At 64.2% G+C, this 14,475-nt stretch carries 15 protein-coding genes; 7 read left to right on the top strand and 8 right to left on the bottom strand.

The genetic code is table 11. The annotated features are described in order from the left end of the window. Positions 1 to 86 precede the first annotated feature (86 nt). Positions 87 to 1,754 carry an OFA family MFS transporter gene (locus ACR9ZN_RS30055; protein ID WP_481273954.1) on the top strand — a complete coding sequence of 556 codons (1,668 nt, stop codon included), beginning with the start codon at positions 87 to 89 and terminating at the stop codon, positions 1,752 to 1,754. A 73-nt stretch (positions 1,755 to 1,827) separates the two neighbouring features. Here ACR9ZN_RS30055 and ACR9ZN_RS30060 read toward each other — a convergent pair whose 3' ends face one another. Beyond that, positions 1,828 to 2,703: an aldo/keto reductase family oxidoreductase gene (locus ACR9ZN_RS30060; RefSeq protein WP_481273955.1), complete on the bottom strand. Its 876-nt coding sequence runs from the start codon at positions 2,701 to 2,703 to the stop codon at positions 1,828 to 1,830. Positions 2,704 to 2,795: 92 nt separating this feature from the next. On the opposite strand from ACR9ZN_RS30060, the gene ACR9ZN_RS30065 reads away from it, so the two are divergent. Next, positions 2,796 to 3,734, top strand: a complete 939-nt coding sequence (locus ACR9ZN_RS30065) for a LysR family transcriptional regulator (protein ID WP_481273956.1) — start codon at positions 2,796 to 2,798, stop codon at positions 3,732 to 3,734. Positions 3,735 to 3,752: 18 nt separating this feature from the next. On the opposite strand, the gene ACR9ZN_RS30070 is transcribed toward ACR9ZN_RS30065, so the two are convergent. Then, positions 3,753 to 4,274 carry a TetR/AcrR family transcriptional regulator gene (locus tag ACR9ZN_RS30070; RefSeq protein WP_434955276.1) on the bottom strand — a complete coding sequence of 174 codons (522 nt, stop codon included), beginning with the start codon at positions 4,272 to 4,274 and terminating at the stop codon, positions 3,753 to 3,755. 378 nt (positions 4,275 to 4,652) lie between these two features. Between ACR9ZN_RS30070 and ACR9ZN_RS30075 the strand changes: the two genes are divergently transcribed. From ACR9ZN_RS30075 to ACR9ZN_RS30085, 3 genes are read left to right on the top strand one after another with little or no spacing between them, the layout of a single operon-like run. Then, entirely contained in the window at positions 4,653 to 5,783 is a 1,131-nt protein-coding gene (locus ACR9ZN_RS30075) for an efflux RND transporter periplasmic adaptor subunit (protein ID WP_481273957.1), read from the top strand. After that, complete coding sequence (locus ACR9ZN_RS30080) at positions 5,780 to 6,865, top strand: efflux RND transporter periplasmic adaptor subunit (RefSeq protein ID WP_481273958.1); 1,086 nt, start codon at positions 5,780 to 5,782, stop codon at positions 6,863 to 6,865. The genes ACR9ZN_RS30075 and ACR9ZN_RS30080 overlap by 4 nt, the downstream gene beginning before the upstream one ends. Next, complete coding sequence (locus ACR9ZN_RS30085; RefSeq protein WP_481273959.1) at positions 6,862 to 9,915, top strand: efflux RND transporter permease subunit; 3,054 nt, start codon at positions 6,862 to 6,864, stop codon at positions 9,913 to 9,915. Before ACR9ZN_RS30080 ends, ACR9ZN_RS30085 begins: the two co-directional genes overlap by 4 nt. Here the strand turns inward: ACR9ZN_RS30085 and ACR9ZN_RS30090 are convergent. Beyond that, positions 9,884 to 10,438, bottom strand: coding sequence for a GNAT family N-acetyltransferase (locus ACR9ZN_RS30090; RefSeq protein WP_454813035.1), 555 nt, complete (start codon positions 10,436 to 10,438; stop codon positions 9,884 to 9,886). The genes ACR9ZN_RS30085 and ACR9ZN_RS30090 overlap by 32 nt on opposite strands. Positions 10,439 to 10,612: 174 nt before the next feature. After that, positions 10,613 to 11,050, bottom strand: a complete 438-nt coding sequence (locus ACR9ZN_RS30095) for an Lrp/AsnC family transcriptional regulator (RefSeq protein ID WP_454813037.1) — start codon at positions 11,048 to 11,050, stop codon at positions 10,613 to 10,615. 125 nt (positions 11,051 to 11,175) lie between these two features. Here ACR9ZN_RS30095 and rocF point away from each other — a divergent pair, with 125 nt between their 5' ends. Beyond that, positions 11,176 to 12,111 carry an arginase gene (gene rocF, locus ACR9ZN_RS30100; protein ID WP_454813039.1) on the top strand — a complete coding sequence of 312 codons (936 nt, stop codon included), beginning with the start codon at positions 11,176 to 11,178 and terminating at the stop codon, positions 12,109 to 12,111. A 176-nt stretch (positions 12,112 to 12,287) separates the two neighbouring features. Beyond that, the gene (locus ACR9ZN_RS30105) at positions 12,288 to 12,701 is read left to right on the top strand and encodes an ACT domain-containing protein (protein ID WP_434955283.1); all 414 of its coding nucleotides are present in this window, start codon (positions 12,288 to 12,290) and stop codon (positions 12,699 to 12,701) included. Between the two features lie 32 nt (positions 12,702 to 12,733). On the opposite strand, the gene ACR9ZN_RS30110 is transcribed toward ACR9ZN_RS30105, so the two are convergent. The 4 genes from ACR9ZN_RS30110 to ACR9ZN_RS30125 form a co-directional block, all read right to left on the bottom strand. Then, a complete protein-coding gene (locus tag ACR9ZN_RS30110) occupies positions 12,734 to 12,946 on the bottom strand; it encodes a hypothetical protein (protein WP_454813043.1) in 213 nt (70 codons plus the stop codon). Between the two features lie 58 nt (positions 12,947 to 13,004). After that, positions 13,005 to 13,436, bottom strand: coding sequence for an SRPBCC family protein (locus ACR9ZN_RS30115; protein WP_434955285.1), 432 nt, complete (start codon positions 13,434 to 13,436; stop codon positions 13,005 to 13,007). Beyond that, positions 13,433 to 13,759 (bottom strand): ArsR/SmtB family transcription factor, encoded by a 327-nt coding sequence (locus ACR9ZN_RS30120; protein ID WP_434955286.1) that lies wholly within the window; start codon positions 13,757 to 13,759, stop codon positions 13,433 to 13,435. Before ACR9ZN_RS30120 ends, ACR9ZN_RS30115 begins: the two co-directional genes overlap by 4 nt. Positions 13,760 to 14,015: 256 nt before the next feature. After that, positions 14,016 to 14,381, bottom strand: a complete 366-nt coding sequence (locus tag ACR9ZN_RS30125) for a Rap1a/Tai family immunity protein (RefSeq protein WP_434955287.1) — start codon at positions 14,379 to 14,381, stop codon at positions 14,016 to 14,018. Positions 14,382 to 14,475 lie beyond the last annotated feature (94 nt).

The raw sequence follows: 14,475 nt of genomic DNA on the forward strand, positions 1-14,475 counted from the left end.
TGCGTGTTCCTCAGTTTCGTGGAAGTTTGCGTGCTGAAGTGGCTCGTCGTCCACGAATTTAAGAATAAAATAATGAGGAAGCACCAATGAACAGCAGTGTTTCCGCCGGGAGCGGCGGTCTGTCTCCTGGGCTTTTGGATCGAGAGCGCATCGTTGCACGGCCGGGGTTCAATCGCTGGCTCGTGCCACCTGCGGCACTGGCCATCCATTTGTGCATCGGCATGGCCTATGGCTTCAGCGTGTTCTGGTTGCCTCTAGGACAGGCGCTTGGCATAACCAAGCCGGTAGCCTGCGCGGTCGATCCGGGCTTCTGGGGCGCTCTCGTCGGTCTTGGGCGGGCCCTGTTCACCACGAGTTGTGACTGGCGCGTCTCCGACCTGACCCTGACCTATACGCTCTTCTTCGTGCTGCTCGGCTCGGCTGCGGCGATCTGGGGCGGCTGGCTGGAGCGGGCCGGGCCGCGCAAGGCCGGCGTCGTGGCGGCGCTGTGCTGGTGCGGCGGGCTGCTTATCTCGGCCATAGGCGTCTACATCCACCAACTCTGGCTGATCTGGCTGGGTTCGGGCGTGATCGGCGGCATCGGCCTGGGGCTGGGCTACATCTCGCCCGTCTCCACGCTGGTCAAATGGTTCCCCGACCGGCGTGGCATGGCGACCGGCATGGCCATCATGGGCTTCGGCGGTGGTGCGATGATCGGCTCGCCCTTGGCCGACATCCTGATGAACCATTTCAAGAGCGCCGATAGTGTCGGCGTCTGGCAGACTTTCGTGACGCTGGCGGTTGTTTATTTCGTCTTCATGATGGCGGGGGCCTTCGGCTATCGCGTGCCGCCGGCGGGTTGGCAACCGGAAGGATGGACGCCGCCCGAAAGCACCAAGGCCATGATCACCTCGGGCCATGTCCATTTGTCCAATGCCCACAAGACCCCGCAATTCTGGCTGATCTGGGCCGCGCTCTGCCTCAACGTCTCGGCCGGCATCGGCGTGCTCGGCATGGCCTCGCCCATGCTGCAGGAGATCTTCGCCGGTTCCCTGATCGACAAGCCGGAGATCGGTTTTGCGACACTCGATGCCGGGCAGGCCAAGTTGGTCGCCACCATCGCCGCGAGCTTCGTCGGCCTGCTGTCGCTGTTCAACATCTTCGGACGCTTCTTCTGGGCCTCGCTTTCCGACAAGCTCGGGCGCAAGCTCACTTATGCCACCTTCTTCGGCCTCGGCATCGTGCTCTATGCCTCGGCGCCCTGGGCCGCCCATGCCGGGCTGCTGGCGGTGTTCGTCGCCTTCTTCTGCGTGATCGTCTCGATGTATGGCGGCGGCTTTGCGACGGTGCCGGCCTATCTCGCCGACATGTTCGGCACCCAGTTCGTCGGTGCCATCCACGGCCGGCTGCTGACGGCCTGGTCGACGGCGGGGATCGTTGGTCCGGTGGTGATCAATTACATTCGCGATGCCCAAATCGCCGCGGGTGTACCGCGCGCGCAGGTCTATGACCGCACCATGTATATCCTTGCCGGCATGCTGGCCGTCGGCTTCGTCGTCAACCTCATGATCAAGCCGGTGGCTTCCCGCTGGTTCATGAGCGATGCCGAGGTTGCGGCCCTGCAAAAGCGCGGCCAGACGCAAGAGGGGAAATCCTCGGGCATCGGGCGGGGCGGATTGAACGGGCCAGCCGTCCTGGCCTGGCTCGCCGTCGGCATTCCCATCCTGTGGGGTGTGTGGATCACCTTCTCCAATGCGCTGAAGCTGTTCCACTAGGGCGAGGCGCACCCCCATCTCGCGAAAGAGCGAGATGGGGAACGGATCATTCCAGGCGGCTCACTTGCTTCCCTCAGGAATGCCCGGCCGCAATGCGATCGAGCGCGGCGACCTCGTCTTCCGGCAGATCGAGCTTTGCCGCGGCGAGGTTGGCTTGCAGATGCGCCACGGAGGAGGTGCCCGGGATCAGCAGAATGTTGGGCGCGCGGCGATAGAGCCAGGCCAGCGCGACCTGCAGCGGTGAAGCTTCGAGGCGCTGGGCAACCTCCGACAGCGTCGAGGATTGCAGCGGCGTGAACCCGCCGAGCGGGAAATAGGGCACATAGGCGGTACCTTCTTGGGCGAGATCGTCAATCAGGATATCATCGGCCCGGTGGGCGAGGTTATAGTGGTTCTGCACGCAGACGATCGGGCAGATGCGGCGTCCTTCCGCGATCTGCGTTGCGGTGACGTTGCTCAGTCCGACATGCCGGATCAGGCCCTGTTGCCGAAGCTCGGCCAGGACGCTGAGCGGTGCCTCGATCGAGCCCTCGGCCGGCCCGTGAACGTCGAACATGACGCGCAGATTGACGACATCGAGGACATCGAGCCCGAGATTGTGAAGATTGTCATGCACAGCCTGGGTGAGGGCCTCCCGCGAGAAGGCAGGAATCCATGAAGCGTCCTCCCCGCGCCGCGCGCCCACCTTGGTGACGATGACGAGATCGTCCGCATAGGGATGCAGGGCCTCGCGGATCAGCCGGTTGGTAATGTGCGGGCCGTAGAAGTCGCTGGTGTCGATATGGTTCACGCCGGATGCGATGGCCTCGCGCAACACGGCCAATGCCGCATCGTGATCCCGGGGCGGGCCGAACACGCCCGGCCCTGCAAGCTGCATGGCGCCATAGCCGAGCCGCCTCACATGACGGTCGCCGAGGGTGAAACTACCGGACTGCTCGATTGTGGTCATAGCCGATCTCCTGTTCGTCCTGCGTAGCTAGGGGCTGTCAACTTGCGCGACAATCAGTCATAATTGGGACAGGTTGTTCGGAGTTACGAACAGTGAAAGTCGACCTCAACGATCTCCATGCTTTCATGACCGTCGCGCGTGCTGGGGGATTCCGCGACGGTGCCCGTGCGAGCGGTGCCAGTCCGTCTGGTTTGAGCGAGGCGGTGAGCCGGCTGGAGACGAGGCTCGGTGTCAGGCTGCTGAACCGCACGACGCGCAGTGTCGCGGCTACCGAGGCCGGCGAGCGCCTGCTCGAACGGCTCGGCCCGGTCATGACCGAGATGGAGGCGGCGCTGGACGTCGTCAACGGTTTTCGCGACAAGCCGGCTGGGACGCTCCGGCTCAATGTGCCCGTCAGCGCGGTTCGGCTGGTGCTGCCGGCGATCGTGCCTGATTTCCTGGCCGCTTTTCCCGATATCCGCCTGGAGGTGATGGCCGAGGACAGCTTCGTCGACGTGCTGGCGGCCGGCTGCGATGCCGGCATCCGCTACGACGAGCGGCTTGAGCAGGACATGATAGCCGTGCCCATCGGGCCGCGTGTGCAGCGCTTTGCCGCCGCGGCTGCGCCTGTTTATCTCGATCGACGGGGGCGGCCAGAGCACCCGCGCGATCTGCTTCATCACGCCTGCCTGCATGGCCGATTTTCATCCGGGGCGATGCCGGCCTGGGAATTCGAGCGCGATGGCGAGGTCGTGACCGTCGATACGACGGGGCCGCTGTTGGTGAGCGTCGGCACGGCGACGGATCTGGCCGTCGATGCCGCAATTGCGGGCACCGGTATCATCTATCTGTTTGAGGATTGGTTGCGCCCCCATTTCCACAGCGGGGCCCTCGAACCCGTCCTCGAACCCTGGTGGGAGCGCTTCTCCGGCCCCTTCCTGTACTATCCCGGGCGCCGTCTGGTTCCTGCGCCGCTGCGGGCGTTCATCGATTTCATCAAGAGCTCCGCACCGCGCCTTTTTCCGGACGAGAGTGAGCAAGGTTCCGAGTAAAAGGACCTGGCCGCGACATCAGGCCTTGGCGGCGAAACTGTCCAGCTTCTCGAACAGGGTGGCCAATTGCTCCGCGCTCGGCTGGAAGGACTTCATGCCCAGGCTGATGAGAATGCCGTAGGACGCGAACAGCACCAGGGTTGAGTCGATGCTCCCGGCCTTGCCGTCCTTGTTTGCCCTCTCGACCAATGTGCTGAACATGGTGGCAAGCACGGAGGCCGCTTCCGGGATTTCGGCGGCGGTCACCAGGAACGCCGGCGACACGCCGCCTTCCTCCAGAGCGATGCGGCGGGCGAACTGAGCCAAGGCCGAGGCGAAATTCACGGTCGAGCCCGCGGTTTCGTCGATTTCCATCATCAGCGTTTCCATGTCCTGGCTGATAGCGGCGACGATCAGGGCCGTCTTGGTCGGGAAGTGGTGCAGCACACCGCCCTTGCTGACTCCGGCTTCCGCCGCCACCAGATCGATGGTGAGGTTGTGAACGCCGACGCGCTCGATCACGCCGACGGTAGCGGTCAGGATCTGCCCGATGGTTTCCATGCTGCGCCGCTGCAACTTGCGCGCGCGAAGAGTTTGGGGCGGGGGAGGAGTCTGGGGCATAATTCCTGGAACGATCTCGATATAATAAAAACCGTCTGGACGGTTTTGTTTTTAATTGATATGGGAACGCCGTGCAAGCGGGGAGTCCCGCTGCTGGCTGAGTGATCTTCCTAAAGCGTTTTGCGATTTGGCGGAATCGCCTTGAATCGCAGAGTCGCGTCGAAACAAGAAGATGGAGCAGGACGGTGTTTTCGTTTGAACACGGTTTGCTCCGGACGCTGCGGAGCGGCAAGGGCGATGCGTGGACTGCAAGGGCTCGGGCCTTCCCGCCGAAACGACCCAATCGAACGACATTCGCATGAAACAGCGAGGGCGACGATGATCTCAAACCTCGGCAATCCCATGCAATTGCGCCGTGCCCTTCTTTTCGGAGGCCTGGTCGCGATGCTCTCGCCTGCCATCGCCTGGGGCGGAGGGCCGCCGGCGCGCGTCGGCATCGTCACGGCCCGGGCCACGGATTACCGGCCGAGCGTCAGCCTGACCGGCGATGTCGAGGCCCAGGTGCAGAGCGATATCTCCTTCCGCGTGAGCGGGCGCATCATCGAGCGGCTGGTGGATGTCGGCGATCATGTCACGCCGGACCAGGTACTGGCTCGCGTCGACGGGCAGGAACAACGCATCGCCCTCGACACCGCCAACGCCGCCCTTGCCTCGGCGCAAGCGCAACTGCAGCAGAGCCAGGCAGCCTATCAGCGTCAGAAGACACTGATCACCAGCAATGCCACCTCGCAAAGTTCCCTCGATGCGGCGCAGGAGAATCTGAGTGTGGCACAGGCGTCGGTTTCGGCCGCGACGGCCCAGGTCGAACAGGCCAAGGAGCAGCTCGGCTACGCCGGTCTTCGCGCGGGTGTCGCCGGCACGGTGACGGCACGCAACGCCGAGACGGGGCAGGTGGTGCAGGCCGGCCAGACCGTGGTCAGCATTGCGCAGGACGGGCCGCGAGACGCGGTTTTCGACGTCTATGAAGCCTTGATCGACAAGCCGCCGGGTTCGCCCGAAGTCGGCATCACGCTGGTGGCGGACCCTCGTGTGAAAACCACCGGCCATGTCCGGGAGGTCTCGCCCATCGTCGATGCCCGCAAGGGCACGATCCGGGTGAAGATCGGCCTCAAGGAGACGCCACCCGGCATGTCGCTGGGCACGGCAGTGCGCGGTGAGGCGAGCCTTGCCCCGCAGCGGCGTTTCGTGCTGCCGGCTTCGGCGCTGTTCGAATGGCAGGGCAAGCCGGCGGTGTGGACCGTGACAGCCGATCAACATCAGGCGCAGCCGCGCGCAGTCACGCTCGACCGCTACACCACCCATGACGTCGTGCTGTCGGGCGGGCTCGAGGATGGCGAGGCCGTCGTCGTGCAGGGCGGCCAGTTGCTGCGCCCCGGCCAGATTGTCGAGACTGTCCAGATCGAGAAAACCGTCCAGAGCGTGGAAACAGTCTTGGAGCAAGGGCAATGAGGCCAACCACACTCGGCGCTGCCATATCCGCGCTGCTCATCGGCGCATTTCCCGTGGCCGTGGCTTTGTCCCAGGAGCCTGCCAGGCCGGTGCTGACATTGACGGCCCGCAGCGTCGATACGGCGAGTTTCGGGCCTTTCGTCGGCAGTGTCGATGCCCGTTTCCAGACCAATCTCGGCTTTCAGGTCGGCGGGCGCATCATCGCGCGCGAAGTGAATGTCGGCGACAGGGTCAAGCAGGGCGCCAGGCTGGCGGCCGTCGACGCCACCTTGCTGCGGCTAGCCGTGCAATCGGCCCAGGCCGACCTTGCCAACGCCAAGGCACAGCTCGCCAATGCCGTGCTGACAGAGAACCGCAGCCGTGCCCTCGTGGTCACCGAAACGGCTTCCCGGGCCCAGGTCGACACGGCGGTGGCAGCCCGCGAGACCGCCGCAGCCAAGGTGTCCCAGGCCGAGGCCTCGCTGCGGCAGTCCCAGAATGTCCTCGGCTATGCCGAACTGGTGGCTCCTTATGAGGGGGTGATCACCGCCGTGAATTCGGATGTCGGCAAGGTGGTGTCGGCCGGCGACATCATCGTCACCCTGGCCCGGCCCGATGTGCGCGAGGCCGTGGTCGATGTACCGGATTATCTGTCGGACGAACTCAAGGCCTATGCCAGCTTCGACGTCGTCCTTGCGGGCGAGCCAAGCATCCGGACGACCGCCACGCTGCGCCAGCTCGCCCCCGCTTCGGACGCGGTGACACGCACCCGCCGGGCTCGCCTGGCGCTGCAGGATCCACCCAATGCCTTCCGCCTCGGCTCCACCATCTCGGTCTCGGCCACGCGAAAGGTCGCTCCCTACATCGCCGTTCCGGTTTCGGCTCTGGCTGGCCCTGCCGACAAGCCATCGGTCTGGATCGTCGATCCGGTCAAGGCCGTGGTCACGGCCCGGCCGGTGAAGCTGGTCTCCCGCAAGGCGGGCTATGCCGTCGTCGATGGCCTGGAGAACGGCGACATTGTGGTGGAGGCCGGCGTCGGCACTCTGCAGGCCGGCCAGGCCATCGATCTCAAGCGTAGCCAGAACCCAGAGGGGCATAAATGAGCGGATTCAACCTGTCCGACTGGGCGCTCAAGCATCGCTCCTTCATCTGGTATCTGATGATCGCCTCGGTGATCGCCGGGGCCCTCTCCTATGTCCGGCTCGGCCGCGAGGAGGATCCTTCCTTCGACATCAAGACCATGGTCGTCCAGGTGAATTGGCCTGGGGCGACGCTGGAGGAGACCCTCAACCAGGTTACCGACCGGGTCGAGAAGGAACTCCAGCAGATCGGCGCGCTCGATTACACCAAGAGCTATACCCGGCCCGGTACGGCCACCATCATGGTCAACCTGAAGGACACCACCAATGGCCGGGCGCTGAGCGATGCCTTCTACCAGATACGCAAGCATGTGAACGATATCTGGTACACCCTGCCGAGCGGTGTGCAGGGACCCTATTTCAACGATGAGTTCGGCGACGTCTACGGCAATGTCTATGCCTTCACCGCCGACGGGATCGATTTCCGGCAACTGCGCGACTATGTGGAGCAGGTCCGCGACCGTGCGCTCGCGGTGCCCAATGCCGGCAAGACCCAGATTCTCGGCGCGCAGGACGAGGTTGTATATCTCGACTTCGACACCGCGCGTCTTGCCAGTCTCGGGCTCGACCGCCAGGCGGTGATCGCCTCCCTGCAGGCGCAGAACTCCGTATCGGCCGCCGGTGTGATCCAGGCCGGCCAGGACCGCGTCAGCGTGCGCGTCGATGGCGGCTTCAAGTCGGAACAGGACCTCAGTGCCATCAATTTGCGCGTCAATGACCGCTTCTTCCGCCTGAGCGACGTCGCCAACATCACACGCGGCTATGTCGATCCGCCGAGCTCGCTGTTTCGCTTCGATGGCAAGCCCGCCATTGGCCTGGCCATCGCCATGGCGCCCAACGGCAACCTCCTCCAGTTCGGCGAGGACCTGAAGGAAGCCATGGCCGAGGTTACCGCGACCCTGCCGGTCGGCGTCGGCGTGCATCTGGTCTCCAACCAGCCGGCGGTGGTCGAGGAGGCGATCTCCGGCTTTACCCGGGCGTTGCTCGAAGCCGTGATCATCGTGATGGCGGTCAGCTTCGTCAGCCTCGGCCTGCGTGCCGGGTTGGTGGTTGCGATTTCAATTCCCCTGGTCCTGGCCATCGTCTTCCTGGTGATGGAATATACGGGCATCTCCCTGCAGCGCATTTCGCTGGGCGCGCTGATCATCGCCCTCGGCCTTCTGGTCGACGATGCCATGATCACGGTCGAGATGATGATCAGCCGGCTGGAGGCGGGTGACAACCTCCTCAAGGCTGCGACCTTCGCCTATACCTCGACCGCCTTTCCGATGCTGACCGGCACGCTGGTGACGGTGGCCGGCTTCATCCCGATCGGGCTCAATTCGAGCTCGGCCGGTCAATATACCTTCACTTTGTTCGTGGTGATCGCGGTTGCGTTGCTGGTGTCCTGGATCGTCGCCGTGCTGTTTGCGCCGCTGGTGGGCGTGACGGTGCTGCCGGCCACCATGAAGAAGCACGACGAGAAGCCGGGCCGCTTCGCCGCCGCTTTCAAGAGCGCGTTGCTCGCGGCCATGCGATGGCGCTGGGTCACCATTGCAATCTGCCTCGGCCTGCTTGGCGCCTCTGTCGTGGCCATGGGCCATGTGCAGCAGCAGTTCTTCCCCTCATCCGACCGGCCTGAACTCCTGGTCGACATGACACTGCCTCAGAACAGTGCCATCGGCGAAACCAAGGCGCAGATGGACCGCTTCGAGAAGGCTCTGGCCGGCGATGGCGACGTGGTGCGCTGGAGTTCCTATATCGGCCAGGGCGCCGTGCGCTTCTATCTGCCGCTCGACCAGCAGCTCTCCAATCCCTTCTTCGGCCAGGCCGTCGTGGTCACCAAGGATATCGAGGCGCGAGATCGGGTGCAGAAGAAGCTGGAGGTGCTGGCGCGCGACAAGTTCGTCGGCATCGACATTCTCGTGCATCCGCTCGAACTCGGCCCGCCGGTCGGGCGCCCGGTGCAATATCGCGTCAGCGGCGCCGATATCCAGAAGGTGCGCGAGCAGGCGATCAAGCTGGCCGGCCTGATCGCGACCGATCCCAATCTCGGCACCATCACCTTCGATTGGAACGAGCCGGCGCGCGTGCTCAAGGTCGAGGTCGACCAGAACAAGGCCCGGCTGCTCGGCGTCACCTCGCAGGACATCGCCTCCATCCTCAACGGCACGCTGGCGGGGGCCGCCTTCACCCAGGTGCGCGACCACATCTATCTGATCAACGTGGTCGGCCGGGCGACGGCGGACCAGCGCAATTCGGTGGAGACGCTGGAGAACCTGCAGATCCCGCTTTCCGGCGGCACGGTGGTGCCACTGCGGGCGGTGGCGAATATCGGCTACGGCATGGAGCAGCCCATCGTCTGGCGGCGCTCGCGCCTGCCCACCATCACGGTACGGGCAGCGCTGGAAGGCAATGTCCAGCCAGCGACCGTGGTCGAGCGGCTGGCGCCGAAGCTGGCGCAGTTCAAGGCCCAGCTTCCCGACCACTACAAGCTCGAGGTCGGCGGCGCGGTGGAGGAATCCGCCAAGGGCCAGGGACCGATCATCGCCATCGTGCCGATCATGCTTCTGACCATGATGACCATCCTGATGATCCAGCTCCAGAGCTTCCAGAAACTGTTCCTGGTGGTCAGCGTGGCGCCGCTCGGCCTGATCGGCGTGGTGCTCGGCCTGCTGCCCTTCAACCAGCCGATGGGCTTCGTTGCCATCCTCGGCATTCTCTCGCTGATCGGCATCATCATCCGCAATTCGGTGATCCTGGTGAAACAGATCGAGGATCACGAGGAAGAGGGCATGGATCGCTGGACGGCGGTGGTGGACGCAACCGTCCACCGCATGCGCCCGATCATGCTGACGGCCGCGGCTGCGAGTCTGGGCATGATCCCGATCGCCCGCGAAGTGTTCTGGGGACCGATGGCCTATGCCATGATCGGCGGCATCCTGGTGGCAACCGTGCTGACGCTCCTGTTCCTGCCGGCCCTCTACGTGGCCTGGTACCGGATCAAGGAGCCGAAGACACAGGTTGCCGCCTGACGAGCGCCTCTAGATCGTCCCAGGCATAGACGAGGTTATGCGAGCGCCAGAGCGGGCCGGGGTCGGTATAGGATCCAGCTTGCCTGCCGCCCTGCGCCTCGTAGAAGGCGATCGCCGGCTGATTGCCGGCGACGACGCCGATGGCGGCGCTTCGGCGTCCCTGTTCGACCAGCCGTGCCGCGATGGCTTCGAGCAGGGTTCGCCCGATGCCCTGGCGCTTGTGCAGCGGATCGACATAGAGGTGCTTGATCTCGCTGCGTCCGTCGAAGATCGCCTGCGAGGGGGGGCCCGCCGCGGCAAAGCCGACCAGTCCGGCTCCGCTCTCGGCCAGCAGCACGATCTGGTCTGTAGCGGCCGAGGTCAGCCGCTTGTGCCAACTGGCGAAGCGATGCTCTTCGTCGAGCACGACGAAGGCCTTGGAGGGCGCGAGGGCATGATAGGTGTGGCGCCAGACCGCGACATGCAGGTCGGCCATGGCTCTGGCATCGTCGAGATGGGCAGGTCGGATGCTGACTGCGCTCATTCCATCACTCCGAAAGCTTGTGCTGGGTCTCCATGGGACTGCGATCCGCGGTAGATATCGCCGGGATATCCACCGGCAAGGCCTGTGGCACCCCAGTCAAGCACAGCAGCGGGCCGGATGAAAGTATCGTTGGCGTGAGCGTGTGCGGAGGCGGCAGTCCTGCCGAAGACGTCTCTACAGCCGTGCCTGCGTGCTGCGCGGCGTGGCGAGCAGCAGGTGGGTCTCGGAGGCGGTGACGCCCTGGATCAGGCGCACGCGACGCAGCACGGCGTCAAGGTCGCTGAGATTGAGGGTGGCGAACTCCACCACGATGTCCCAGCGGCCATTGGTGGTATGCACGGCACTGATTTCCGGAAAGCCGCCGAGGATGTCGATGACCCGGTCGGCTGCCCGCCCTTCGACTTCGATCATCACGATGCCGCGCACCGGCATGGCGATCGCGTCGGCCTTGAGGATCACCGTATAGCCGATGATGTCGCCCTGGGCTTCCATGCGCTCGATCCGCGCCCGCACCGTGGCGCGCGACAGGCCAAGTTCGCCGGCGAGGTCGGAAATGCTGCGCCGGCCGTTATGGCGCAGCAAGGTGAGGAGCTGGCGGTCGATGTCGTCCATGAGCCTGCCGAAATGATCAGGAGTTTATGCCAATTCGATAAGGTATATTGAGCCTTTTGCCAATTTGCATCGTTCATACCGCCAAGCCTGGGCGATAGACTGCCGCCGATTTTCAAGAGGCTCTCATGACTTCGAAACATTGTATCTTGCTGGGTGCGCCACTGCAGGAAGGCACGGGGCGGCTCGGCTGCGACATGGGCCCGAGCGCCTTTCGGGCCGCCGGCCTGGCCGGTGCCCTGCAGGAACTCGGCCACAGCGTCGAGGATCGCGGCAATCTCACTCCCACTCCCCAGCGTGCGATCCGCCACGCCAATCCCGCCATCAAGCACCTGCCCGAAGTGGTGGCGTGGACCGAGGCTCTCACCGAAGCGGCCTATCGCCTCGGGGCCGAAGGCCTGCCGATCGTCATCGGTGGCGATCACGGCATGGCCGCCGGCACGCTGGCGGGCTTCAGCCGCCGGGCAGCCGAGACGGGACGGCCCTTCTTCGTGCTGTGGCTCGACGCCCATCCCGATTTTCACACGCTGGACTCGACGGTGAGCGGCAATCTCCACGGCTGCCCGGTTGCCTATGCCACCGGCCAGCCTGGCTTCGAAGGCTATTTTCCCCCGCTTGCTGCACCGGTGAAGCCCGACCACATCTGCATGATGGGCATCCGCAGCGTCGATCCGGCCGAACGGACGGCGCTCGCCGCTGCCGGCGTCACCGTGCATGACATGCGAGCCATCGACGAGCATGGCGTCGGCCCGCTGCTGCAGGCCTTCCTGCGCCGCGTGGCCGAGGCGAACGGGGTGCTGCATGTCAGCCTCGACGTCGATTTCCTCGATCCCGGCATCGCGCCGGGCGTGGGCACCACGGTGCCGGGTGGTGCGACTTTCCGTGAGGCACATCTGATCATGGAGATGCTGCATGACAGCGGCTTGGTCGCCAGCCTCGATCTCGTCGAGCTCAATCCTTTCCTCGACGATCGTGGCCGCACGGCTCTGCTGATGGTCGATCTCGTCGCCAGCCTGATGGGGCGCCGCGTGATGGATCGGCCGACCCGCGCCGGCACGGCCTAGCCTTCAGCTCTCTTGCTGATTTCGGCGCTTTCCCAACCGTTCCTGCGAGCCTGGCCATTCATTCGATCGGCAAGGCTCGCAAAAAACCCGGCAATCAAATCTTTGGCTGTAGTATCGGGGACGGGAGACCCGCGTCGCGATTTCGCCGAGGCGGACCGGCAATTCAGGGAGGCCGCATGCCACACAGTGTTCGTGATACCGGGGCCATGATTGCCGGCATGACCCCACGCCTCAAGGAAGGGGACTTTGTCTTCTGCACCACGACATCGCCGGCCGTGATCGAGGCGGCTGCCAGGCAGGCTCTGTCATTCTTCCGGGAAGAGGAAGGCGTCACTTTGATCTTGCTGGTGGAAGAAGCCGCCACCCTCGGCTTCGACACCGCCATGGCGATGAAACGCATCGAGCTGGAGGTTTTCTCGGCGCTCGATGGTGTCGGATTGACGGCCGCGGTCGCCTCCGCCCTGGCTGACGCCGGGATCCCCTGCAATATGGTGGCCGCCTATCATCACGATCACGTCTTCGTTCCTGCCGGGATGGCCGAGCGGGCCGTCGCCATCCTGGAGGCCGCACAGAGGCAGGCTGGGGGCTGACGTCGCCCCATCACCCGCCGCGCAAAAGCCGCTCAGTCATGAACGCGCTTTGCTCCAGCGACATAGGGCAGCACGAACATATAGAGGCCGCTGAACAGCAGCAGGAAGAGCGGCAGCAGGGGCGCATAGACCACGAAGGCAGGCGGTTCGCCTAACGCCATGGCAACGAAATTGGCGATCACGGTCAATGTGAAGACAATGGACAGCCAGCGATGGGTCCGTCGAATCCAGGCATTGATGTTCAAGGAAGCCTCCCTTTGTCGATATCGAGCGGGTAACCCGCGATGGTATAGGGGCCAAGGCTTATTCCGACCGCGCCAGGACCCGCTCCAGATTGGCGAGGAACTGCTGCCAACCGGTCTTGGCGCCGCCATAGGCCTGGCGCTGGGAGGGCCGGAAGCCCGCCTGCTCCATGCGCAGATGCGTGCCCGCGCCGGTGGGCGTGAGCGTGAAGGTCACCACGCTTTTCAGATCGTAGGCGGCATCGTCATGGCTGAAATTCCAGCTATAGGACAGGCTCCGATGCGGCTCGACGGTGAGGACTTCGCAGTCGAGTACGCCGCCCCATTCGCCGCGCAGATTGAAGCGATGACCGACAACCGCGTCGAAGTCGTTCTTCATCAACCACTCCTCGATCAGGTGGGGTTGGGTGAGGGCGCGCCAAAGCTTTTCGGGCGGATGCGGAATCTCGCGCTCGACGACGACGGTACGGGTTTCGCTCGCGCTGTTGGTCATTGGTCCATCCTGTTCAGCAAATCTTCGAGATCGTCGAACCGGGCTTCCCAGAATTGCGTCATCTGGCTTGCCCAGTCGATGAGGGGGCTGAGGGCACCGAGTTGCGCGCAATAATGGGTCTGCCGGCCTTCGTGGCGGTCGCGGACCAGCCCGGCTTGCTTCAGCATCGCAAGATGCTTCGAGACGGCCGGCTGCGAGACCCGGGCATGGGCCGTGAGGGCTCCGACCGTCTGCTCTCCCTTGCGGCACAAGCGTTCGAAGATCGCCCGCCGGGTCGGATCGGCGAGCGTTCTGAACAGGAGGTCGGGGGAGAGCGGCGTCAAAATCAATAACTCCTCAGCTATGGATTAAATCCATAGCTGAGGAGTTATGAATTCGTCAAGTCTGCAGCAAAGAGCGAGATCGCCGTCGATCCATGATATGGCTCGAAACTGGCCGCCCAGGGCACCCTCCGGAAAGGCAGTTCTGCCTTTCGCAAAGGAGACGCCTCAAAACGAGGCGCTGGATCGGGTGGAGCAGAATGCCACCGATGCCATTGCAGATGTCATCCAGCAGCGCGCCATCCCGACGCCGCAAGCGTCAGGAGCAGGGCCACTTCTCCTGCAGGGCCGTGGTGGCAAGGACCACGAAGGGTTCCTTGAGCCGGTCTGGATGGGCATCGAGGAAGGCGGAGACGACGGCTGCCGTCTGTGCAACAGAGACGTCGACCGGCTTGCAGATGCGCTTATCCGAGGTCAGCAGGCGCCCCATCGAGGCAAGATCCTCGATCTCGATGGCGCAGTCCAAGGAGGGAAGTACGAGTTCATTTGGCGTCGGCGCGGTATTGGCCGCCAGACTGCGGCAGGCGGCGCGATAATAGTCGCCGCTGTTCGGCAGGGTCTGGGCCGCCGCGGGCACGCATAATCCGGTCAAGCAAAGGGCTGAAAGCAGGAATTTTCTCACCATGGGAAATCCTCCATGTGCCAGCTGGCTCCCGGCAAGCTGACATTTCCGGGGCTACATGGTCAATCAAGGCCTGCACCCAGGTGCGCTTTAGCCC

The organism is Labrys sp. HAY1-8F (assembly GCF_056754975.1).

What these genes read in the sequence shown, in the direction of transcription:
- ACR9ZN_RS30055 (WP_481273954.1), top strand. Translation starts at nt 87, where the DNA reads ATGAACAGCAGTGTTTCCGCCGGGAGCGGCGGTCTGTCTCCTGGGCTT.
- ACR9ZN_RS30060 (WP_481273955.1), bottom strand. Translation starts at nt 2,703, where the DNA reads ATGACCACAATCGAGCAGTCCGGTAGTTTCACCCTCGGCGACCGTCAT.
- ACR9ZN_RS30070 (WP_434955276.1), bottom strand. Translation starts at nt 4,274, where the DNA reads ATGGAAACCATCGGGCAGATCCTGACCGCTACCGTCGGCGTGATCGAG.
- ACR9ZN_RS30075 (WP_481273957.1), top strand. Translation starts at nt 4,653, where the DNA reads ATGATCTCAAACCTCGGCAATCCCATGCAATTGCGCCGTGCCCTTCTT.
- ACR9ZN_RS30080 (WP_481273958.1), top strand. Translation starts at nt 5,780, where the DNA reads ATGAGGCCAACCACACTCGGCGCTGCCATATCCGCGCTGCTCATCGGC.
- ACR9ZN_RS30085 (WP_481273959.1), top strand. Translation starts at nt 6,862, where the DNA reads ATGAGCGGATTCAACCTGTCCGACTGGGCGCTCAAGCATCGCTCCTTC.
- ACR9ZN_RS30090 (WP_454813035.1), bottom strand. Translation starts at nt 10,438, where the DNA reads ATGAGCGCAGTCAGCATCCGACCTGCCCATCTCGACGATGCCAGAGCC.
- ACR9ZN_RS30095 (WP_454813037.1), bottom strand. Translation starts at nt 11,050, where the DNA reads ATGGACGACATCGACCGCCAGCTCCTCACCTTGCTGCGCCATAACGGC.
- rocF (WP_454813039.1), top strand. Translation starts at nt 11,176, where the DNA reads ATGACTTCGAAACATTGTATCTTGCTGGGTGCGCCACTGCAGGAAGGC.
- ACR9ZN_RS30105 (WP_434955283.1), top strand. Translation starts at nt 12,288, where the DNA reads ATGCCACACAGTGTTCGTGATACCGGGGCCATGATTGCCGGCATGACC.
- ACR9ZN_RS30115 (WP_434955285.1), bottom strand. Translation starts at nt 13,436, where the DNA reads ATGACCAACAGCGCGAGCGAAACCCGTACCGTCGTCGTCGAGCGCGAG.
- ACR9ZN_RS30125 (WP_434955287.1), bottom strand. Translation starts at nt 14,381, where the DNA reads ATGGTGAGAAAATTCCTGCTTTCAGCCCTTTGCTTGACCGGATTATGC.